The sequence below is a fragment of the Neorhizobium galegae genome (assembly GCF_017877135.1).
GTDB classification, from domain to species: domain Bacteria; phylum Pseudomonadota; class Alphaproteobacteria; order Rhizobiales; family Rhizobiaceae; genus Neorhizobium; species Neorhizobium galegae_A.
The window spans coordinates 122,975-136,738 of record NZ_JAGIPH010000005.1; the positions used below are offsets into that span (position 1 = coordinate 122,975).

Here is a 13,764-nt window from a genome sequence, read left to right on the forward strand (position 1 = left end):
GCAAGCAGGCTCTCTCAAGGGGCTTTGCTTTGCGGTCGGCGGGGTCTTCCCTTGCCGCCTACACCCCCGCGGCCGGGCCACTGCCCCATCCGAGCCAGTCGCTGATCAGCCACCAGCCACCCAGCAGGATGAAGGCGCTGAAGGCCATGGCGGCAACACCGAAGAAAAGGCCGCCGCCAATGGCCAGGCCGTCCCGCTGGGCAAGGCCGAGCGCGATGAAGAAGATGGCAAGGCCCGGCAACACGTTGCCGAACGGGATCGGCAGGGCGATCAGCACCGCCATCACGAAGATGAAGAGGCCAAGTGGTCTGAGCGCCCGCTTGCCGCTCAGCATCTGTCCACGCGGTCTGAGCCAGGTTTCCAGCTTGCCAAGCTTTGGCCCAAGCCGCACGGCCATGGCCTGCAACAGACGGTGTGGGACATTGACGCGCGCAAGTCTTGCAGGAAGAAAAAACCGATCAGCGCCGATGACGAGCTGCGCCGCCAGAAGTGCAAGCGCCGTACCGAAGACGAAGCCTGCCGGAATTCCCGGCGTCGGGATGATGGCGGGGATGGAAAAGACCAGCAAGACCAGCGCCGTCGCGTGATCCCCGAGCACTGCCAGCAACTGGCCAAGCGTCGTCCGCTCTGCCTCAAGCTTCAGGGGAAGCGCCTCGATTGTCTCAGCAAGGCTCGGCTTGCGGCCCTCCTCGCCCGGTTCACTCATCGGCGGAACCGGATCGCAGGCGGTTCAAGGGAGAAGCCGGACGGCCGGGGGCTGATGTCATTCAAAAGCGTCCATCGGTTGGCATGGCGAGAACTGCCAGGGCAGCGTCAGGATGGTGATTCGCGGCCGGGGAGCTCTTCGCCCATATCTGGCAAGGCGCGGCAAAACGCGCGAATGCAGCCCTGATATGGGACGTTCCCCTGAAAAGCGAAGGCCGGCGCCTCCACAAAATCGTCAGCGCTTGTACCGACAGCGGGCATCTTGCCTGCCGCGCCGGTCCCGATCTGGCGAACGCGCTGCAAAAGACAGCGCTAACATAATGGACTAAGTTCGATCGCCGCTGCGCAGCGTATCGAGGAAGACGACACTCTGCCGGCTGAGACGGGCCTCGTCCATGAACGCGTCCAGGCAATCGACCAGACGGCTCCGTCTGATGGCCACTTCCGTCTCCGGCAGCGGCGACATGTTGAAGGCGCCGACCCCGGAGAGGAAGGATTGCATCGCCGCTGTCAGCGATGGCAGAAGATCGATGAGATAGACGCTCGGCTCTCGTGCATCGATGACACCTGCCACATAGTCAAAGAGAGCTTTGGGCAGCGACAGGGCGTCGCGCCAGTCACAGGTGGCGGCGAGGTTTCGGACGAGGGTCTCGTCCACATGGTGTAATGTCATGGCCATTCCCTGCCAAGAAGTGTTGGATTTCAAGCAGCCTGTCTTTTGCAAAATAAAGGTCCGAGATGGGTTCGGGTGTCGCTGTTCGATGCGAACCGGGAAACGCCGGACGGCTTCATCTCCTGATCAAATTTATTTGAATGACATTAGCATCTGGAAGGATGATGGCAACACTACGGCAGAAAACAGGAGCGAGGCTTTCGCCATCCCGCCGGGCGATCAATGCGCGGGCGCGTCCCATATCAGCGCGCGGCAGTCGCTCTAGCGGACCTCTCGGACATGTTCGCGGCGAAAGCCAAGCCCGATCAGCCGGCCGGCGAGATGCGACAGAAGCGGAAAACGCGCAAGGCCGCGGATGAAGGCGGGAGGTCCCTTGCTTTTCTCCTCCACGGCCTGATCCTTGCGGCGACTGGAGCGCATCATCAACTGCAGCTTTTGCGTGGCGCGGGTGGGAAACAGACGGCGTCGTTCCACGGCAGCAAGATCCGCATCCGTCAACCGCCCTTCGCGCAACGGCACCGCCAACCGATTGGCGGCCGCAACCGCATCCTGAATGGCCAGATTGACGCCGACGCCACCGATGGGCGACATGGCGTGCGCCGCATCGCCAATCGCAATCAGCCCCGGCCGCCACCAGGTCTTCAGCCGGTCGATGCGCACCTGCAGCAGGCTGACATCCTCCCAGCTCTGAATTTCCGCCATGCGATCGGCCGGCAGCGGCGAGACCGCACGCACCTTGTCGCGAAAGGCTTCCAGATCGCCTGCCCGCAAGTCGGCAAAGGTGCCGCGCCGGATGATGTAGCCGCACTGCCAGTAATCACCGCGGTCGATGAGGACGAAGCCCTGACGCGGCCCGGCATGGCCCATCGTCTCGGCCGGATCGCCCTCCTGCTTGGAAAGCTTCATCCAGACCACTTCGCTGGGCGTGCCAAAAGTTTCCACCTCAAGCCCCGCCTTTTCACGCACCACCGAGTGGCGCCCATCTGCGGCAACGACCAAGGTCGAATCCAGGCGGACCGGTCCGTCCGGCGTTTCCAGGAAAAGTCCCGTCACCCGCTCGCCCACCGTCTGGACGTTGGTCACCTTTGCCTGAAGAAGCAGCCGGAAATTCGGATAGCGCCGTGCTTCGCCCGCCAGGAAATCCAGAAAATCCCATTGCGGCATGAAGGCGATAAACCTGTTGCGCACGGGAAGCCGCGAAAAATCCGCAATAGTCACGGGCCGACCGCCGATTTCCGCCGAGAGTTTTGGCGCACGCGTATGGGGAAGTTTCAGGAAAGCCTCTTCAAGACCCAGTTCGTAGATGATTTCGAGCGTCGAGGGGTGGATGGTGTCGCCGCGAAAATCACGCAGGAAATCGGGGTGCTTTTCCACCACCGTCACATCGACGCCGGCGCGCGCCAGAAGCAGGCCCAGCATCATGCCGGCCGGGCCGCCTCCGGCAATCGCGCAGGCGGTGCTGATTGTTCTGTCGGTCATTCGCATCTCCCGCGCGCACCATGGCGCGCCATCATAGCCTTGAAGTGGCGGCTGCGGGGCGCAAAATCAATGCGGCCAATCGGCTTGTGAGCGAGAGGCTTGCCCTGTACATCACCGACACCAGACATCGGATCGTTCACGCATGACCTCCATTGAAAAGCGCAGCATCAGCATCCTGGGCTCCACCGGCTCCATCGGCACCAATACGCTGGACGTGGTGCGCCATCTGGGCGGACGCGAGGCCTTTGACGTGGTGGCGCTGACGGGTGCCGGCAATATCGCGCTGCTGGCCGAGCAGGCCATCGGCCATGGCGCAAGGCTTGCAGTGACCGCCGACGAGAGCCAGTATATCGCGCTGAAGGACGCCTTGTCCGGCACCGGCATTGAAGTGGCGGCCGGCCAGAGCGGACTTCTGGAAGCGGCGGAGGCGGAAGCGCAGGTGGTCATGGCGGCCATCGTCGGCACGGCCGGCCTTGCGCCGACACTGGCCGCGGCCCGCCGCGGCGCCGACATTGCGCTCGCCAACAAGGAATGCCTGGTGTCCGCCGGCGATCTCTTTCTGGGGGCCATCCGGCAGGGCGGCGGCCGGCTGCTTCCGGTCGACAGCGAGCACAACGCGATCTTCCAGGTGCTGGAAGAAAACCAGCGCCATGCGGTGGAGCGTGTCATCCTGACCGCCTCCGGCGGCCCGTTCCGCACCTTTTCGCGCAGCCAGATGGCCGATGTGACGCTGGAGACGGCACGCGCCCATCCCAACTGGTCGATGGGGCTGAAGATTTCCATCGACAGCGCATCGATGTTCAACAAGGCGCTGGAGATGATCGAGGCGAAACACCTGTTCAACCTGACGCCCGATCAGGTGGAGGTAATCGTGCATCCGCAATCGATCATCCACTCCATGGTCGGCTATGCGGACGGATCGGTACTCGCCCAGCTCGGCGCGCCGGACATGCGCCATGCCATCGGCTATGCCCTGCAATATCCTCGCCGCGCACAGCTTCCGGTCGAGCGACTGGATTTTGCGAAACTGGCACGGCTCGACTTCGAGGCTCCGGACGAGACGCGCTTTCCGGCCCTTCGTCTGGCACGGCTGGCGATGGTCCGCGGTGGCGTGCAGGGTGCCGTGCTGAACGGCGCCAAGGAAGTGTCGCTTGAAGCCTTCATTTCGGGCACGACCGGGTTCCTCACCATGGCCGAGGTCACCGAGGCAGTGATGGAGGAGCTCGCTCACCTGCCCCCGGCCACCACCATGGACGAGGTGTTCGAGGCGGACGCAGAAGCCCGCCACGCCGCCCGTCGCCTGCTAGACTGACGACGCTCAAAAGGGGCAAGAAGCCTTTATACACACCACGACAGGACAAGGCATGGCATCGGATCTGGAGCTGCTGCAGGGGACATGGCGACAGATACGCTTCGAAGAGAATGGTCTCGTGGACCCTCCCGACAGCCACGGCGCCCCGGGCGCAATCCTCACGATTGAGGGCACCGGTTTTCATGTCGCCGTTCCCGGTGGCGAACCCCTTGTCGCTGGATGCTTTATCCTGCACTCCGCGACAGCGCCCAAGGGCATAGACTGGATCGACACCACGGGCGCGGATGCCGGTGCACGCCTGCCCGCCATCTATACGCTCAGCGCCGACACATTTGAATTCGCAGCAGCAGATGCAGACATGGCGCGGCCCATGGATCTTTCCGGCGGCATGGGGATCACCGTCCGCGCCTTCGTGCGGGCCTGATCCCGGCAATCGTTCCTCAGCCCTCTCCTCAGGCGTTGCGTCGCCGCCCTTCCATGAGATCAAGAATGGCGCGGGCGGCGTCGAGCACATTGGTGCCGGGACCGAAGACGGCGGCAATGCCGGCATCCAGCAGGTGCTGGTAATCCTGGCGGGGAATGACGCCGCCGATCACCACGATGATATCCTTCGCCCCCTTGGCCCTAAGCGCCTCCACCAGTTGCGGGCCAAGCGTCTTGTGGCCGGCCGCCAGCGAGGACATGCCCACAACCTGCACCTTTTCCGCAATGGCAAGATCCGCCGCCTCTTCCGGCGTCTGGAACAGTGGTCCCGCCACCACCTCAAAGCCGAGATCGCCGAAGGCGGATGCAATCACCTTGGCACCGCGGTCGTGTCCATCCTGACCGAGCTTGGCGACCAGCATTTTCGGCTTGAGGGCGGTTGCCTCGGCAAACTGTGACAAGCGCTGCGCCAACATCTGGTATTCCGGATCGCCGTCATAGGCGGCACCGTAGATGTCATGGACGACGTCGGGCGTTGCGGAATGATCGCCAAAGACCTGGCGCATGGCGTCCGAGATCTCGCCGACCGTTGCGCGGGCACGCGCCGCGTCCACGGCAGCGGCCAGAAGATTACCTTCGCCGGTTTTGGCAACTTCGGTCAGAAGCGCAAGGGCTGCGGCGACACGCGACGGATCGCGCTGCCGGCGCAGCGTCTCCAGCCGGCGGATCTGGGCTTCCCGCACCGCCGTATTGTCGATGGCCAGGATATCGATCGGCTCCTCGTTTTCGAGGCGGTATTTGTTGACCCCGACGATGATTTCTTCCGCCCGGTCCACGGCGGCCTGACGGCGGGTGGCGGCCTCCTCGATCAGGCGTTTGGGCAGGCCGTCGGCCACAGCCTTCGTCATGCCGCCCAGGCTTTCCACCTCCTCGATCAGCGCCCAGGCCTTGTCCGCAAGCTCCTTGGTCAGGCTTTCGACATAATAGGAGCCGGCCAAGGGATCGACCACCTTGGTCACCCCCGTCTCGTGCTGGAGGATCAGCTGCGTGTTGCGGGCAATGCGGGCGGAAAATTCGCTCGGCAGTGCCATCGCCTCATCCAGCGCATTGGTGTGCAGCGATTGCGTGCCGCCGAGCACCGCCGACAGCGCCTCATAGGCCGTGCGGATGACGTTGTTGTAAGGGTCCTGCTCGGCAAGCGAGACGCCCGAAGTCTGGCAATGGGTGCGCAGCATCAGCGAACCCGGCTTCTTCGGCTCGAACTCGGCCATGATCTTCGACCAGAGCAGGCGAGCGGCGCGAAGCTTTGCCGCTTCCATGAAGAAGTTCATGCCGATGGCAAAGAAGAAGGACAGGCGCCCGGCAAAGTCATCAACGTTCAGGCCCTTGGCGAGCGCGGCGCGCACATATTCGCGCCCGTCGGCCAGCGTAAAAGCCAATTCCTGGGTGAGTGTCGCGCCGGCTTCCTGCATGTGGTAGCCGGAAATCGAGATGGAGTTGAAGCGCGGCATCTCCGTTGCCGTATAGGCGATGATATCCGCAATGATCCGCATCGAGGGTTCCGGCGGATAGATATAGGTGTTGCGGACCATGAACTCCTTCAGAATATCGTTCTGAATGGTGCCGGACAGCTCCGCTCGCGAACAGCCCTGCTCCTCACCCGCCACGATGAAATTGGCAAGGATCGGGATGACCGCGCCGTTCATGGTCATGGACACCGACATGTCTTTCAGCGGAATGCCGTCAAACAGGATCTTCATGTCCTCGACCGAATCGATGGCGACACCGGCCTTGCCGACATCGCCCTCGACGCGTGGATGATCGCTGTCGTAGCCGCGATGGGTTGCCAGGTCGAAGGCGACGGAAAGCCCCTTCTGGCCGGCGGCGAGATTTTTCCGATAGAAGGCGTTGCTTTCCTCGGCGGTCGAGAAGCCGGCATATTGCCGGATCGTCCAGGGCCTGCCGGCATACATGGTGGCGCGGGGGCCGCGGACGAAGGGAGCAAAGCCTGGCAGCGTCTCCAGATGGTCGATGCCCGCCAGATCCTCTGCCGTATAGAGCGGTTTCACGGCAATGCCTTCCGGCGTGTTCCAGATGAGGCTGTCGGGGGATGCCTTCAGCTCCTTTTCAGCAAGCGCCTGCCAGTCTGCAACGGTCTTTCTGGTCATCGGGCTGATCCTCCGGGTGCTACGGCCATGATCGGCGCGGCATTGAGTTTGACGAGATTGCTACTCAGTAGCATATTAGGCCTATTCCTCACGGGAGCCTTGAGCCATGACTGTAAAAGCATCCGTTTCCATGTCCGACCAGCAGGATGCATTCGCCCGCCGACTGGTTGAGGAAGGCCGCTATTCCAGTGTGAGCGCCGTGGTGCAGCAGGGGCTGGAACTGCTGCGTGAACAGACCGAGATGAAAGAGGCTGACCTGGCGGCGCTGCGGGCTCTTCTGGATGAGCGGCGCCAGGGGCCATTCCTGACGATGGAAGAAAGCAAACAACAGATTCAGGACATGCTTTCCAGGAAGAAGGCCGCTCTTGGTTTATAGAATCAAGCTTGCCGCGGGGGTTGGCAGCGACTTCGATCGCATCTTCGACCATCTGCTCGGTGCCTATCTGGGGATGGGCGATTCCGTCGGAGAAGCCTATGAACGCGCGGCTGCCCGCGTGACCGCTATCTCCGAAGATCTGGAAAATCTTGCACACCATCCCTATCAGGGAACTCTGCACAACGACCTTCAACCCGACCTGCGGCATGTCACCAAGGACCGGGCGATCTTCTATTTTCAGATCGATGAGGAAAACAGCACCGTCAACGTGCTTGCCATTTTCTTCGGCGGCCAGGACCACAGGCGCCACATGCTGAAGCGGCTGAGCCAGCATGGAAGGGACGTATGACCCATCTGCCATTCGAGCCTTGGTCACCCCCCCAACTGGATGCGGATGATCGGCGATTGGATCGAGCGCCTTCCCGGTTACAACAGAGATGGCGTCCAGAACCGTCAGGACACCCCCCGCCGAAAACCGGGCTCCAAGAATGCGCAGCTCCTTTCGCAGAGAAGCCCCCACTACTCGAACTCCATGATGAGTTCATCGACCGCGAGGCTTTGACCGGCAGTGGCCGCGACGCGCTTCACGACGCCCTGCCGTTCGGCCTTCAGCACGTTTTCCATTTTCATGGCTTCGACGGTTGCCAGCGTCTGGCCGGCCTCCACCGTCTCTCCGGCTGAAACCGTCACGGACGTGATCACACCGGGCATAGGGCAAAGCAGCATTTTCGACGTGTCCGGCGGCAGCTTGACGGGCATCAGCCGCGCCAGTTGCGCCACGCGCGGAGAGCGCACGCGCGCCATCACATCCATGCCGCGCAGGCGAAGACGGATGGCCGAACCGACGAGATCGACCTTTACGCCGAGCGTTTTACCCGCCACGGTGAAATGCGCATGGCTCTGGCCAGGCTGCCAGGCCGCAACCACGGACAGTGTATCGCCATCTTCGAAGGCCACCAGATATGCATCCTTGGCACCCGACAGGCTGACAACATGCTCGCTCTCCCCCAGCGACACGACCCAGTCGGCGCCGACCACGCGGGCGTGATTGCCGATGGTGCCGGAAATCTGGGCGGCCCGCAGTTGCAGGATGCGGTTGATCACGGCCGCCACCGCCGCAAGCGTTTGGGCGGCGGCGTCATCGGGCGACACGCCCAAGAAGCCGTCTGCGAATTCCTCGGCAATATAGGCCGTGGTGATCTTTCCCGAACGAAACCGCTCCTGGTTCATCACCGCCGACAGGAAGGGCAGGTTATGGCCGATGCCTTCCACCTCGAAATCGTCAAGCGCTGCCGACATCGCATCGATGGCGGCAAGCCGCGTCGGTGCCCAGGTGCAGAGTTTTGCGATCATCGGATCGTAATACATCGAAATCTCGCCGCCCTCGAAGACGCCGGTATCGTTGCGCACCACGGTGCCCTCCGGCGTCGTTCCTTCGACCGGCGGACGATAGCGGGTCAGGCGACCGATCGAGGGCAAGAAATTGCGGAACGGATCTTCGGCATAGAGCCGGCTCTCGACCGCCCAGCCATTCAGCGTCACATCCTCCTGGCCAAAGGACAGCTTTTCGTCGGAGGCCACCCGGATCATCTGTTCGACCAGATCGATGCCGGTCACCAGCTCCGTCACCGGATGCTCCACCTGCAGGCGGGTGTTCATTTCCAGAAAATAGAAATTACGGTCGCCATCGACGATGAATTCCACCGTGCCGGCCGAGTGGTACCCCACCGCCTTTGCCAGCGCCACGGCCTGCTCGCCCATGGCGCGGCGGGTCTTTTCGTCAAGAAAAGGCGATGGCGCCTCCTCGATGACTTTCTGGTTGCGCCGCTGGATGGAGCATTCACGCTCGCCTAGATAGAGGCAGTTGCCGTGCTTGTCGCCCAGAACCTGGATCTCGATATGGCGCGGCTGGGTGACGAATTTCTCGATGAAGATGCGGTCGTCGCCAAACGAGTTCTTCGCCTCGTTCTTCGACGATTGGAATCCTTCGCGGGCCTCCGCATCGTTCCAGGCAATGCGCATGCCCTTGCCGCCACCGCCGGCCGAGGCCTTGATCATGACGGGATAACCGATGGCGGAGGAAATCTTCACCGCCTCCTCGGCATCCTCGATCAGCCCCATATGGCCGGGCACAGTGGAGACGCCCGCTTCAGCGGCAAGTTTCTTCGAGGTGATCTTGTCGCCCATGGCCTGAATGGCACCGACCGGCGGGCCGATGAAGATGACGCCGGCTTTCTCCAGCGCCTCGGCGAACAGCGGGTTTTCGGACAGGAAGCCATAGCCCGGATGCACCGCGTCGGCCCCGGTCTTGCGGATCGCGTCCAGGATCTTGTCGATGACGATATAGGACTGGTTCGACGGTGCAGGCCCGATATGCACCGCCTCGTCCGCCATGGCGACATGCAGCGCATTGGCATCGGCATCCGAATAGACGGCAACCGTCTTGATGCCCATCTTCTTCGCCGTCTTGATGACCCGGCAGGCGATTTCGCCACGGTTGGCAATGAGTATTTTGGAGATCACTGGTGATTGCCTCCCGCAACCGGCGTTTCGTTGATGGTAAGATGACGTGGTGGCACGTCGTCGGGGGCTCCGGCTCTGTTGGCGGCCAGAGAGACGGTGCGTGTTGCTTCACCCGTCATTGAATGTCCTCCCACCATCCGCAGTGCCTCCCCTCGCTAGTCTCGCGCCTGCTTCTTCAGCCCCTTGGCCACGCTCTGCTCGTTCTTCACGTCGCCGAACGCATCGGGAAAGTTTTTCCGCGCCAAGGGTTCATTGAGCTTCAGCTTGGCGAAATAGGATTGCGGATCAAAGCCGCGCTCGGCAGCAATCACTTCCCGTCCGAAGAGGCGGCACAGGCGTTCGCCATCCAGATTGCCGCGCTCGAAGGGCTCGGTGCCGAAAAACTGCCAGAGCGCCTGGACGAAACCGAGGTCGGCGAGCGCCACCGTCTGGTCCATCGTGCGGTGCCGCGGCCAGTTGGTGAGCGGTGTCACCTTCGGGTTTGGCCGGCGCAGCGTATATTGCCACTGCGTTCCCGGCAGGCCCGCCGGAAAGCCCTGGTGTTTTGGCATCAGAGGCTCTTTTGCCATAGCATCAGACCTCGAATACGTCGTCGAAGGATTCCGGAAAGCTCTTGCGTGCGACCTTCTCGTCTATCCGCAGCAGCGCATCATAGGAGGTCGGGTCGAACGGGTGTTCCGCCGGCACGACCTCGCGTCCGAAGAGCAGGTTCAGCCGCCCGGCATCCAGATTGCCCCGTTCAAAGGGTTCAGGCCCGAAATGGTGCCAGAGCGCATGCAGAAAGGCCGCATCCACCTTCTGCTCGATCGTGTTCGGGCGGGCGAGACGCTGCAGGGGTTTCAAGGGTGTCGCGCCCTTTTCATTGGCGCGACGAATGGTGAAGTGATGGCCATGGCCCGGCAACCCGGAAGGGAAGCCGCGATGCTTGGTCATTTCGGGTGGGCGGGCCATGCTTCGTCTCCTTACGCCGCAGCGATCTTGTCCTGCGTCTTCGTGTCGAAGTCGGAGGCGTCGTGGCGTTCATGCAGCTGTTCTGAAAGCGGGCCGGAGGTCTTGTTGACCATGATGCCGCGCTTCAGGGCCGTACGCTCGGCAAGCTGCTTTGCCCAGCGCAGCACATGCGCATACTCGTGGGTGGACAGGAACGTGCCGGCATCCGGATAGGACTGGTCGAGCGCCAAGCGCCCATACCAGGGCCAGATCGCCATGTCGGCGATGGTGTATTCGCTGCCGGCGACGAACTCGTTGTCGGCCAGTTGGCGGTTCAGCACGTCGAGCTGGCGCTTTGCTTCCATGGCATAACGATCGATCGCATACTGGATCTTCATCGGCGCATAGGAGAAGAAGTGACCGAAACCGCCGCCGACAAACGGGGCGGAACCCATCTGCCAGAACAGCCAGTTCAAGGTCTCGGCGCGGGCACGCGGGTCGGTCGGCAGGAAGGCGCCGAACTTTTCCGCCAGATAGGTCATGATCGAGGCGGACTCGAACAGACGGATGGGCGCGCCGCCATCCTTCGGGGCGTGGTCGGCCAGCGCCGGGATCTTGGAATTGGGGTTCACCTCGACAAAGCCGGAGCCGAACTGCTCGCCCTTGCCGATATTGATCAGCCAGGCATCGTATTCGGCACCGGAATGACCGGCCGCCAGCAGCTCTTCGAGCAGGATCGTCACCTTCTGGCCGTTCGGCGTCGCCAGCGAATAAAGCTGCAGCGGATGCTTGCCGACCTTGCGTTCCACCTCGGTCTGCGCGCCGGCTGTCGGACGGTTGATGCTGGCGAACTGGCCGCCATTGCCCGGCTCCCAGGTCCAGACCTTCGGCGGCTGGTAGCCTGCGGGCAAATTGTTTTCGGGGGGAAATTTCGTATCGGTCATGAAATTCTGTCCTTGTTTCAAACCCGGCGCTGCAGGCGCCCATCCGGATATAGGAACCGGATCGGCCGCCGCTGTAGAGCCGGCATCATTTTTTTATGCGCCGTGCGAATTCATTCGGCGGCTTCTGCCGGCGGCTTGGCGCCGGGATATTTTTTGCCCTTCAGCATTCCTTCCACGCTGAGATCTTCATCCAGGTCAGGCCAGTGCAGCCCGTAAGGCGACAACTCGATCTGGTTACGCTCCTCCGGCCGCGCCGAAAGAAGCGGTGGATACCACCACAGCGGCGTCACCAGCATGGCCCCGTCGGCAAGTTCAACCACAAGCGAGGCGTCAGTGCAGTAAGCACTCACGGGCTCGAGGAGGTCGTGTTCAATCTCCAAAGTGTTCATGCCACTTCTCCAGAAATTCATCCCGATGGTCTTCTACCACATTCAACAGGGCATTGAGTTCCTGATCCGTACAGCGCTGGTTGCGCGCGATGGCCAGACGTTCCAGCCAGACCTTGGTTTCCTTCCGGTCTTTGCGGATATGGATATGCGGTGGCTCGTCCCGGTCAAGACTATAGAACTCGAACCGCCAGCCCTTCCATTCGAAGACCTTCGGCATCGCCCGGCTCTTACAGCGGAATGGTATCGTGTTTCTTCCAGTGCGTCGTCACCTGCTTGTTTCGAAGGCTTGCAAAAGCGCGTGCGATGCGACGGCGCGAGGAATGCGGCATGATCACTTCATCGATGAAGCCGCGCTCGGCCGCGACGAAGGGATTGGCGAACCGCTCCTCGTATTCTTTCGTGCGCGCGGCAATCTTGTCCGGATCGCCAAGCTCGGAACGATAGAGGATTTCGGTCGCGCCCTTGGCGCCCATCACGGCAATTTCGGCCGTTGGCCAGGCATAGTTCACATCGGCACCGATGTGTTTGGATGCCATCACGTCATAGGCGCCGCCATAGGCCTTGCGCGTGATCAGCGTCACCATAGGTACTGTCGCCTCCGAATAGGCAAACAGCAGCTTTGCGCCATGCTTGATGACGCCGCCATATTCCTGCGCCACACCCGGCAGGAAGCCCGGCACATCGACGAGCGTCAGAAGCGGGATCGAAAAGGCATCGCAGAAGCGCACGAAGCGGGCCGCCTTGCGCGAGGCATCGATATCGAGACATCCCGCAAGTACCATGGGCTGGTTGGCAACCACCCCGATCGTCTGGCCCTCCAGGCGAATGAAGCCGGTGATGATGTTGCGGGCAAAGGCCTCCTGGATCTCGAAGAAATCGCCCTCGTCGGCCACGGCCCGGATCAGCTCCGCCATGTCATAAGGCTTGGCCGCGCTGTCGGGGATCAGAGTGTCGAGCCGCGTCTCGATGCGGGCCGGATCGTCGTGGAAGGGACGCACCGGCGGCTTTTCGCGGTTGTTGAGAGGCAGGAAATCAAATAGCTGGCGCACCGCCTCCAGCGTTTCGACATCGTTCTCATAGGCCGCATCGGCCACCGACGATTTTTTCGTATGGGTCGAGGCACCGCCGAGTTCTTCGGCGGTCACGATCTCGTTCGTCACGGTCTTGACCACGTCAGGACCGGTCACGAACATGTAGGAGGTGTCGCGCACCATGAAGATGAAATCGGTCATGGCGGGCGAATAGACAGCGCCGCCGGCGCAGGGGCCCATGATCACGGAAATCTGCGGAATGACGCCGGAGGCCTCGGCGTTGCGGCGGAAGACTTCCGCATAACCGGCAAGCGAGGCAACCCCCTCCTGGATGCGGGCGCCGCCGGAATCATTCAGTCCGATCACCGGCGCGCCGACGCGCACCGCCATATCCATGATCTTGCAGATTTTCTGTGCATGGGTTTCCGACAGCGAGCCGCCGAGCACGGTAAAATCCTGGGAAAACACATAGACTTGGCGGCCGTTGATCGTGCCCCAGCCGGTGACGACGCCATCGCCGGCCACCTTCTGCTCGGCCATGCCGAAATCCACGGCGCGGTGGGTCACATACATGTCGTATTCTTCGAACGAGCCCTCATCGAGCAGCACCTCGATCCGTTCGCGCGCCGTGAGCTTGCCCTTGGCATGCTGGGCATCGATGCGTTTCTGTCCGCCCCCGAGCCGCGCTTCGGCGCGACGCACCTCGACCTCATTCAAAACTGCGCGCATGATCCCTCCCGGCTTCAGCCTCTTATCGCTACCGCTTGCCGCGCGGTCAAGGAAGCTGGAAAATAGTTGTAGGTCAATAGGC

General features: G+C 62.1%; 15 protein-coding genes. 4 read left to right on the forward strand and 11 right to left on the reverse strand.

The features are described 5' to 3' along the window. Positions 1–58: 58 nt before the first annotated feature. From J2858_RS15820 to J2858_RS15830, 3 genes are all read right to left on the reverse strand, one after another. On the reverse strand, positions 59–706 hold the full coding sequence (locus tag J2858_RS15820) for an exopolysaccharide biosynthesis protein (protein WP_210105790.1): 648 nt from the start codon (positions 704–706) through the stop codon (positions 59–61). Positions 707–1,030: 324 nt separating this feature from the next. Next, positions 1,031–1,378, reverse strand: coding sequence for a hypothetical protein (locus J2858_RS15825; RefSeq protein WP_210105791.1), 348 nt, complete (start codon positions 1,376–1,378; stop codon positions 1,031–1,033). A 261-nt stretch (positions 1,379–1,639) separates the two neighbouring features. Then, positions 1,640–2,857 carry an FAD-dependent oxidoreductase gene (locus J2858_RS15830; RefSeq protein WP_245366309.1) on the reverse strand — a complete coding sequence of 406 codons (1,218 nt, stop codon included), beginning with the start codon at positions 2,855–2,857 and terminating at the stop codon, positions 1,640–1,642. Positions 2,858–2,999: 142 nt separating this feature from the next. Here J2858_RS15830 and dxr point away from each other — a divergent pair, with 142 nt between their 5' ends. Both dxr and J2858_RS15840 read left to right on the forward strand, forming a co-directional pair. Further along, a complete protein-coding gene (gene dxr, locus J2858_RS15835) occupies positions 3,000–4,169 on the forward strand; it encodes a 1-deoxy-D-xylulose-5-phosphate reductoisomerase (protein WP_210105793.1) in 1,170 nt (389 codons plus the stop codon). 52 nt (positions 4,170–4,221) lie between these two features. Continuing rightward, positions 4,222–4,593, forward strand: a complete 372-nt coding sequence (locus J2858_RS15840) for a TIGR03067 domain-containing protein (protein ID WP_210105794.1) — start codon at positions 4,222–4,224, stop codon at positions 4,591–4,593. Positions 4,594–4,621: 28 nt separating this feature from the next. On the opposite strand, the gene scpA is transcribed toward J2858_RS15840, so the two are convergent. Continuing rightward, positions 4,622–6,760 (reverse strand): methylmalonyl-CoA mutase, encoded by a 2,139-nt coding sequence (scpA, locus tag J2858_RS15845; RefSeq protein WP_210105795.1) that lies wholly within the window; start codon positions 6,758–6,760, stop codon positions 4,622–4,624. A 106-nt stretch (positions 6,761–6,866) separates the two neighbouring features. Between scpA and J2858_RS15850 the strand changes: the two genes are divergently transcribed. Next, entirely contained in the window at positions 6,867–7,136 is a 270-nt protein-coding gene (locus tag J2858_RS15850; protein WP_210105796.1) for a type II toxin-antitoxin system ParD family antitoxin, read from the forward strand. After that, positions 7,126–7,485, forward strand: a complete 360-nt coding sequence (locus J2858_RS15855) for a type II toxin-antitoxin system RelE/ParE family toxin (protein ID WP_245366311.1) — start codon at positions 7,126–7,128, stop codon at positions 7,483–7,485. Before J2858_RS15850 ends, J2858_RS15855 begins: the two co-directional genes overlap by 11 nt. Before the next feature lie 170 nt (positions 7,486–7,655). Here the strand turns inward: J2858_RS15855 and J2858_RS15860 are convergent, their stop codons facing one another. From J2858_RS15860 to J2858_RS15890, 7 genes are all read right to left on the reverse strand, one after another. Further along, on the reverse strand, positions 7,656–9,659 hold the full coding sequence (locus J2858_RS15860) for an acetyl-CoA carboxylase biotin carboxylase subunit (protein WP_210105797.1): 2,004 nt from the start codon (positions 9,657–9,659) through the stop codon (positions 7,656–7,658). A gap of 155 nt (positions 9,660–9,814) precedes the next feature. Continuing rightward, the gene (locus tag J2858_RS15865) at positions 9,815–10,228 is read right to left on the reverse strand and encodes a hypothetical protein (protein ID WP_210105798.1); all 414 of its coding nucleotides are present in this window, start codon (positions 10,226–10,228) and stop codon (positions 9,815–9,817) included. A 4-nt stretch (positions 10,229–10,232) separates the two neighbouring features. Next, positions 10,233–10,610, reverse strand: coding sequence for a hypothetical protein (locus J2858_RS15870; protein ID WP_210105799.1), 378 nt, complete (start codon positions 10,608–10,610; stop codon positions 10,233–10,235). An 11-nt stretch (positions 10,611–10,621) separates the two neighbouring features. Beyond that, positions 10,622–11,533: a glutathione-dependent disulfide-bond oxidoreductase gene (yghU, locus tag J2858_RS15875; protein WP_210105800.1), complete on the reverse strand. Its 912-nt coding sequence runs from the start codon at positions 11,531–11,533 to the stop codon at positions 10,622–10,624. A 110-nt stretch (positions 11,534–11,643) separates the two neighbouring features. Further along, on the reverse strand, positions 11,644–11,922 hold the full coding sequence (locus J2858_RS15880) for a DUF2442 domain-containing protein (protein ID WP_210105801.1): 279 nt from the start codon (positions 11,920–11,922) through the stop codon (positions 11,644–11,646). Beyond that, positions 11,903–12,139: a DUF4160 domain-containing protein gene (locus J2858_RS15885; protein ID WP_210105802.1), complete on the reverse strand. Its 237-nt coding sequence runs from the start codon at positions 12,137–12,139 to the stop codon at positions 11,903–11,905. Before J2858_RS15885 ends, J2858_RS15880 begins: the two co-directional genes overlap by 20 nt. Positions 12,140–12,149: 10 nt before the next feature. After that, a complete protein-coding gene (locus J2858_RS15890; RefSeq protein WP_210105803.1) occupies positions 12,150–13,682 on the reverse strand; it encodes an acyl-CoA carboxylase subunit beta in 1,533 nt (510 codons plus the stop codon). Positions 13,683–13,764: the final 82 nt, after the last annotated feature.

Coding starts and splice junctions, on each gene's coding strand:
- J2858_RS15880 (WP_210105801.1), bottom strand. CDS start 11,922: ATGAACACTTTGGAGATTGAACACGACCTCCTCGAGCCCGTGAGTGCT.
- J2858_RS15870 (WP_210105799.1), bottom strand. CDS start 10,610: ATGGCCCGCCCACCCGAAATGACCAAGCATCGCGGCTTCCCTTCCGGG.
- J2858_RS15840 (WP_210105794.1), top strand. CDS start 4,222: ATGGCATCGGATCTGGAGCTGCTGCAGGGGACATGGCGACAGATACGC.
- J2858_RS15885 (WP_210105802.1), bottom strand. CDS start 12,139: ATGCCGAAGGTCTTCGAATGGAAGGGCTGGCGGTTCGAGTTCTATAGT.
- J2858_RS15890 (WP_210105803.1), bottom strand. CDS start 13,682: ATGCGCGCAGTTTTGAATGAGGTCGAGGTGCGTCGCGCCGAAGCGCGG.
- dxr (WP_210105793.1), top strand. CDS start 3,000: ATGACCTCCATTGAAAAGCGCAGCATCAGCATCCTGGGCTCCACCGGC.
- scpA (WP_210105795.1), bottom strand. CDS start 6,760: ATGACCAGAAAGACCGTTGCAGACTGGCAGGCGCTTGCTGAAAAGGAG.
- yghU (WP_210105800.1), bottom strand. CDS start 11,533: ATGACCGATACGAAATTTCCCCCCGAAAACAATTTGCCCGCAGGCTAC.
- J2858_RS15850 (WP_210105796.1), top strand. CDS start 6,867: ATGACTGTAAAAGCATCCGTTTCCATGTCCGACCAGCAGGATGCATTC.
- J2858_RS15830 (WP_245366309.1), bottom strand. CDS start 2,857: ATGACCGACAGAACAATCAGCACCGCCTGCGCGATTGCCGGAGGCGGC.
- J2858_RS15825 (WP_210105791.1), bottom strand. CDS start 1,378: ATGACATTACACCATGTGGACGAGACCCTCGTCCGAAACCTCGCCGCC.
- J2858_RS15820 (WP_210105790.1), bottom strand. CDS start 706: ATGAGTGAACCGGGCGAGGAGGGCCGCAAGCCGAGCCTTGCTGAGACA.
- J2858_RS15865 (WP_210105798.1), bottom strand. CDS start 10,228: ATGGCAAAAGAGCCTCTGATGCCAAAACACCAGGGCTTTCCGGCGGGC.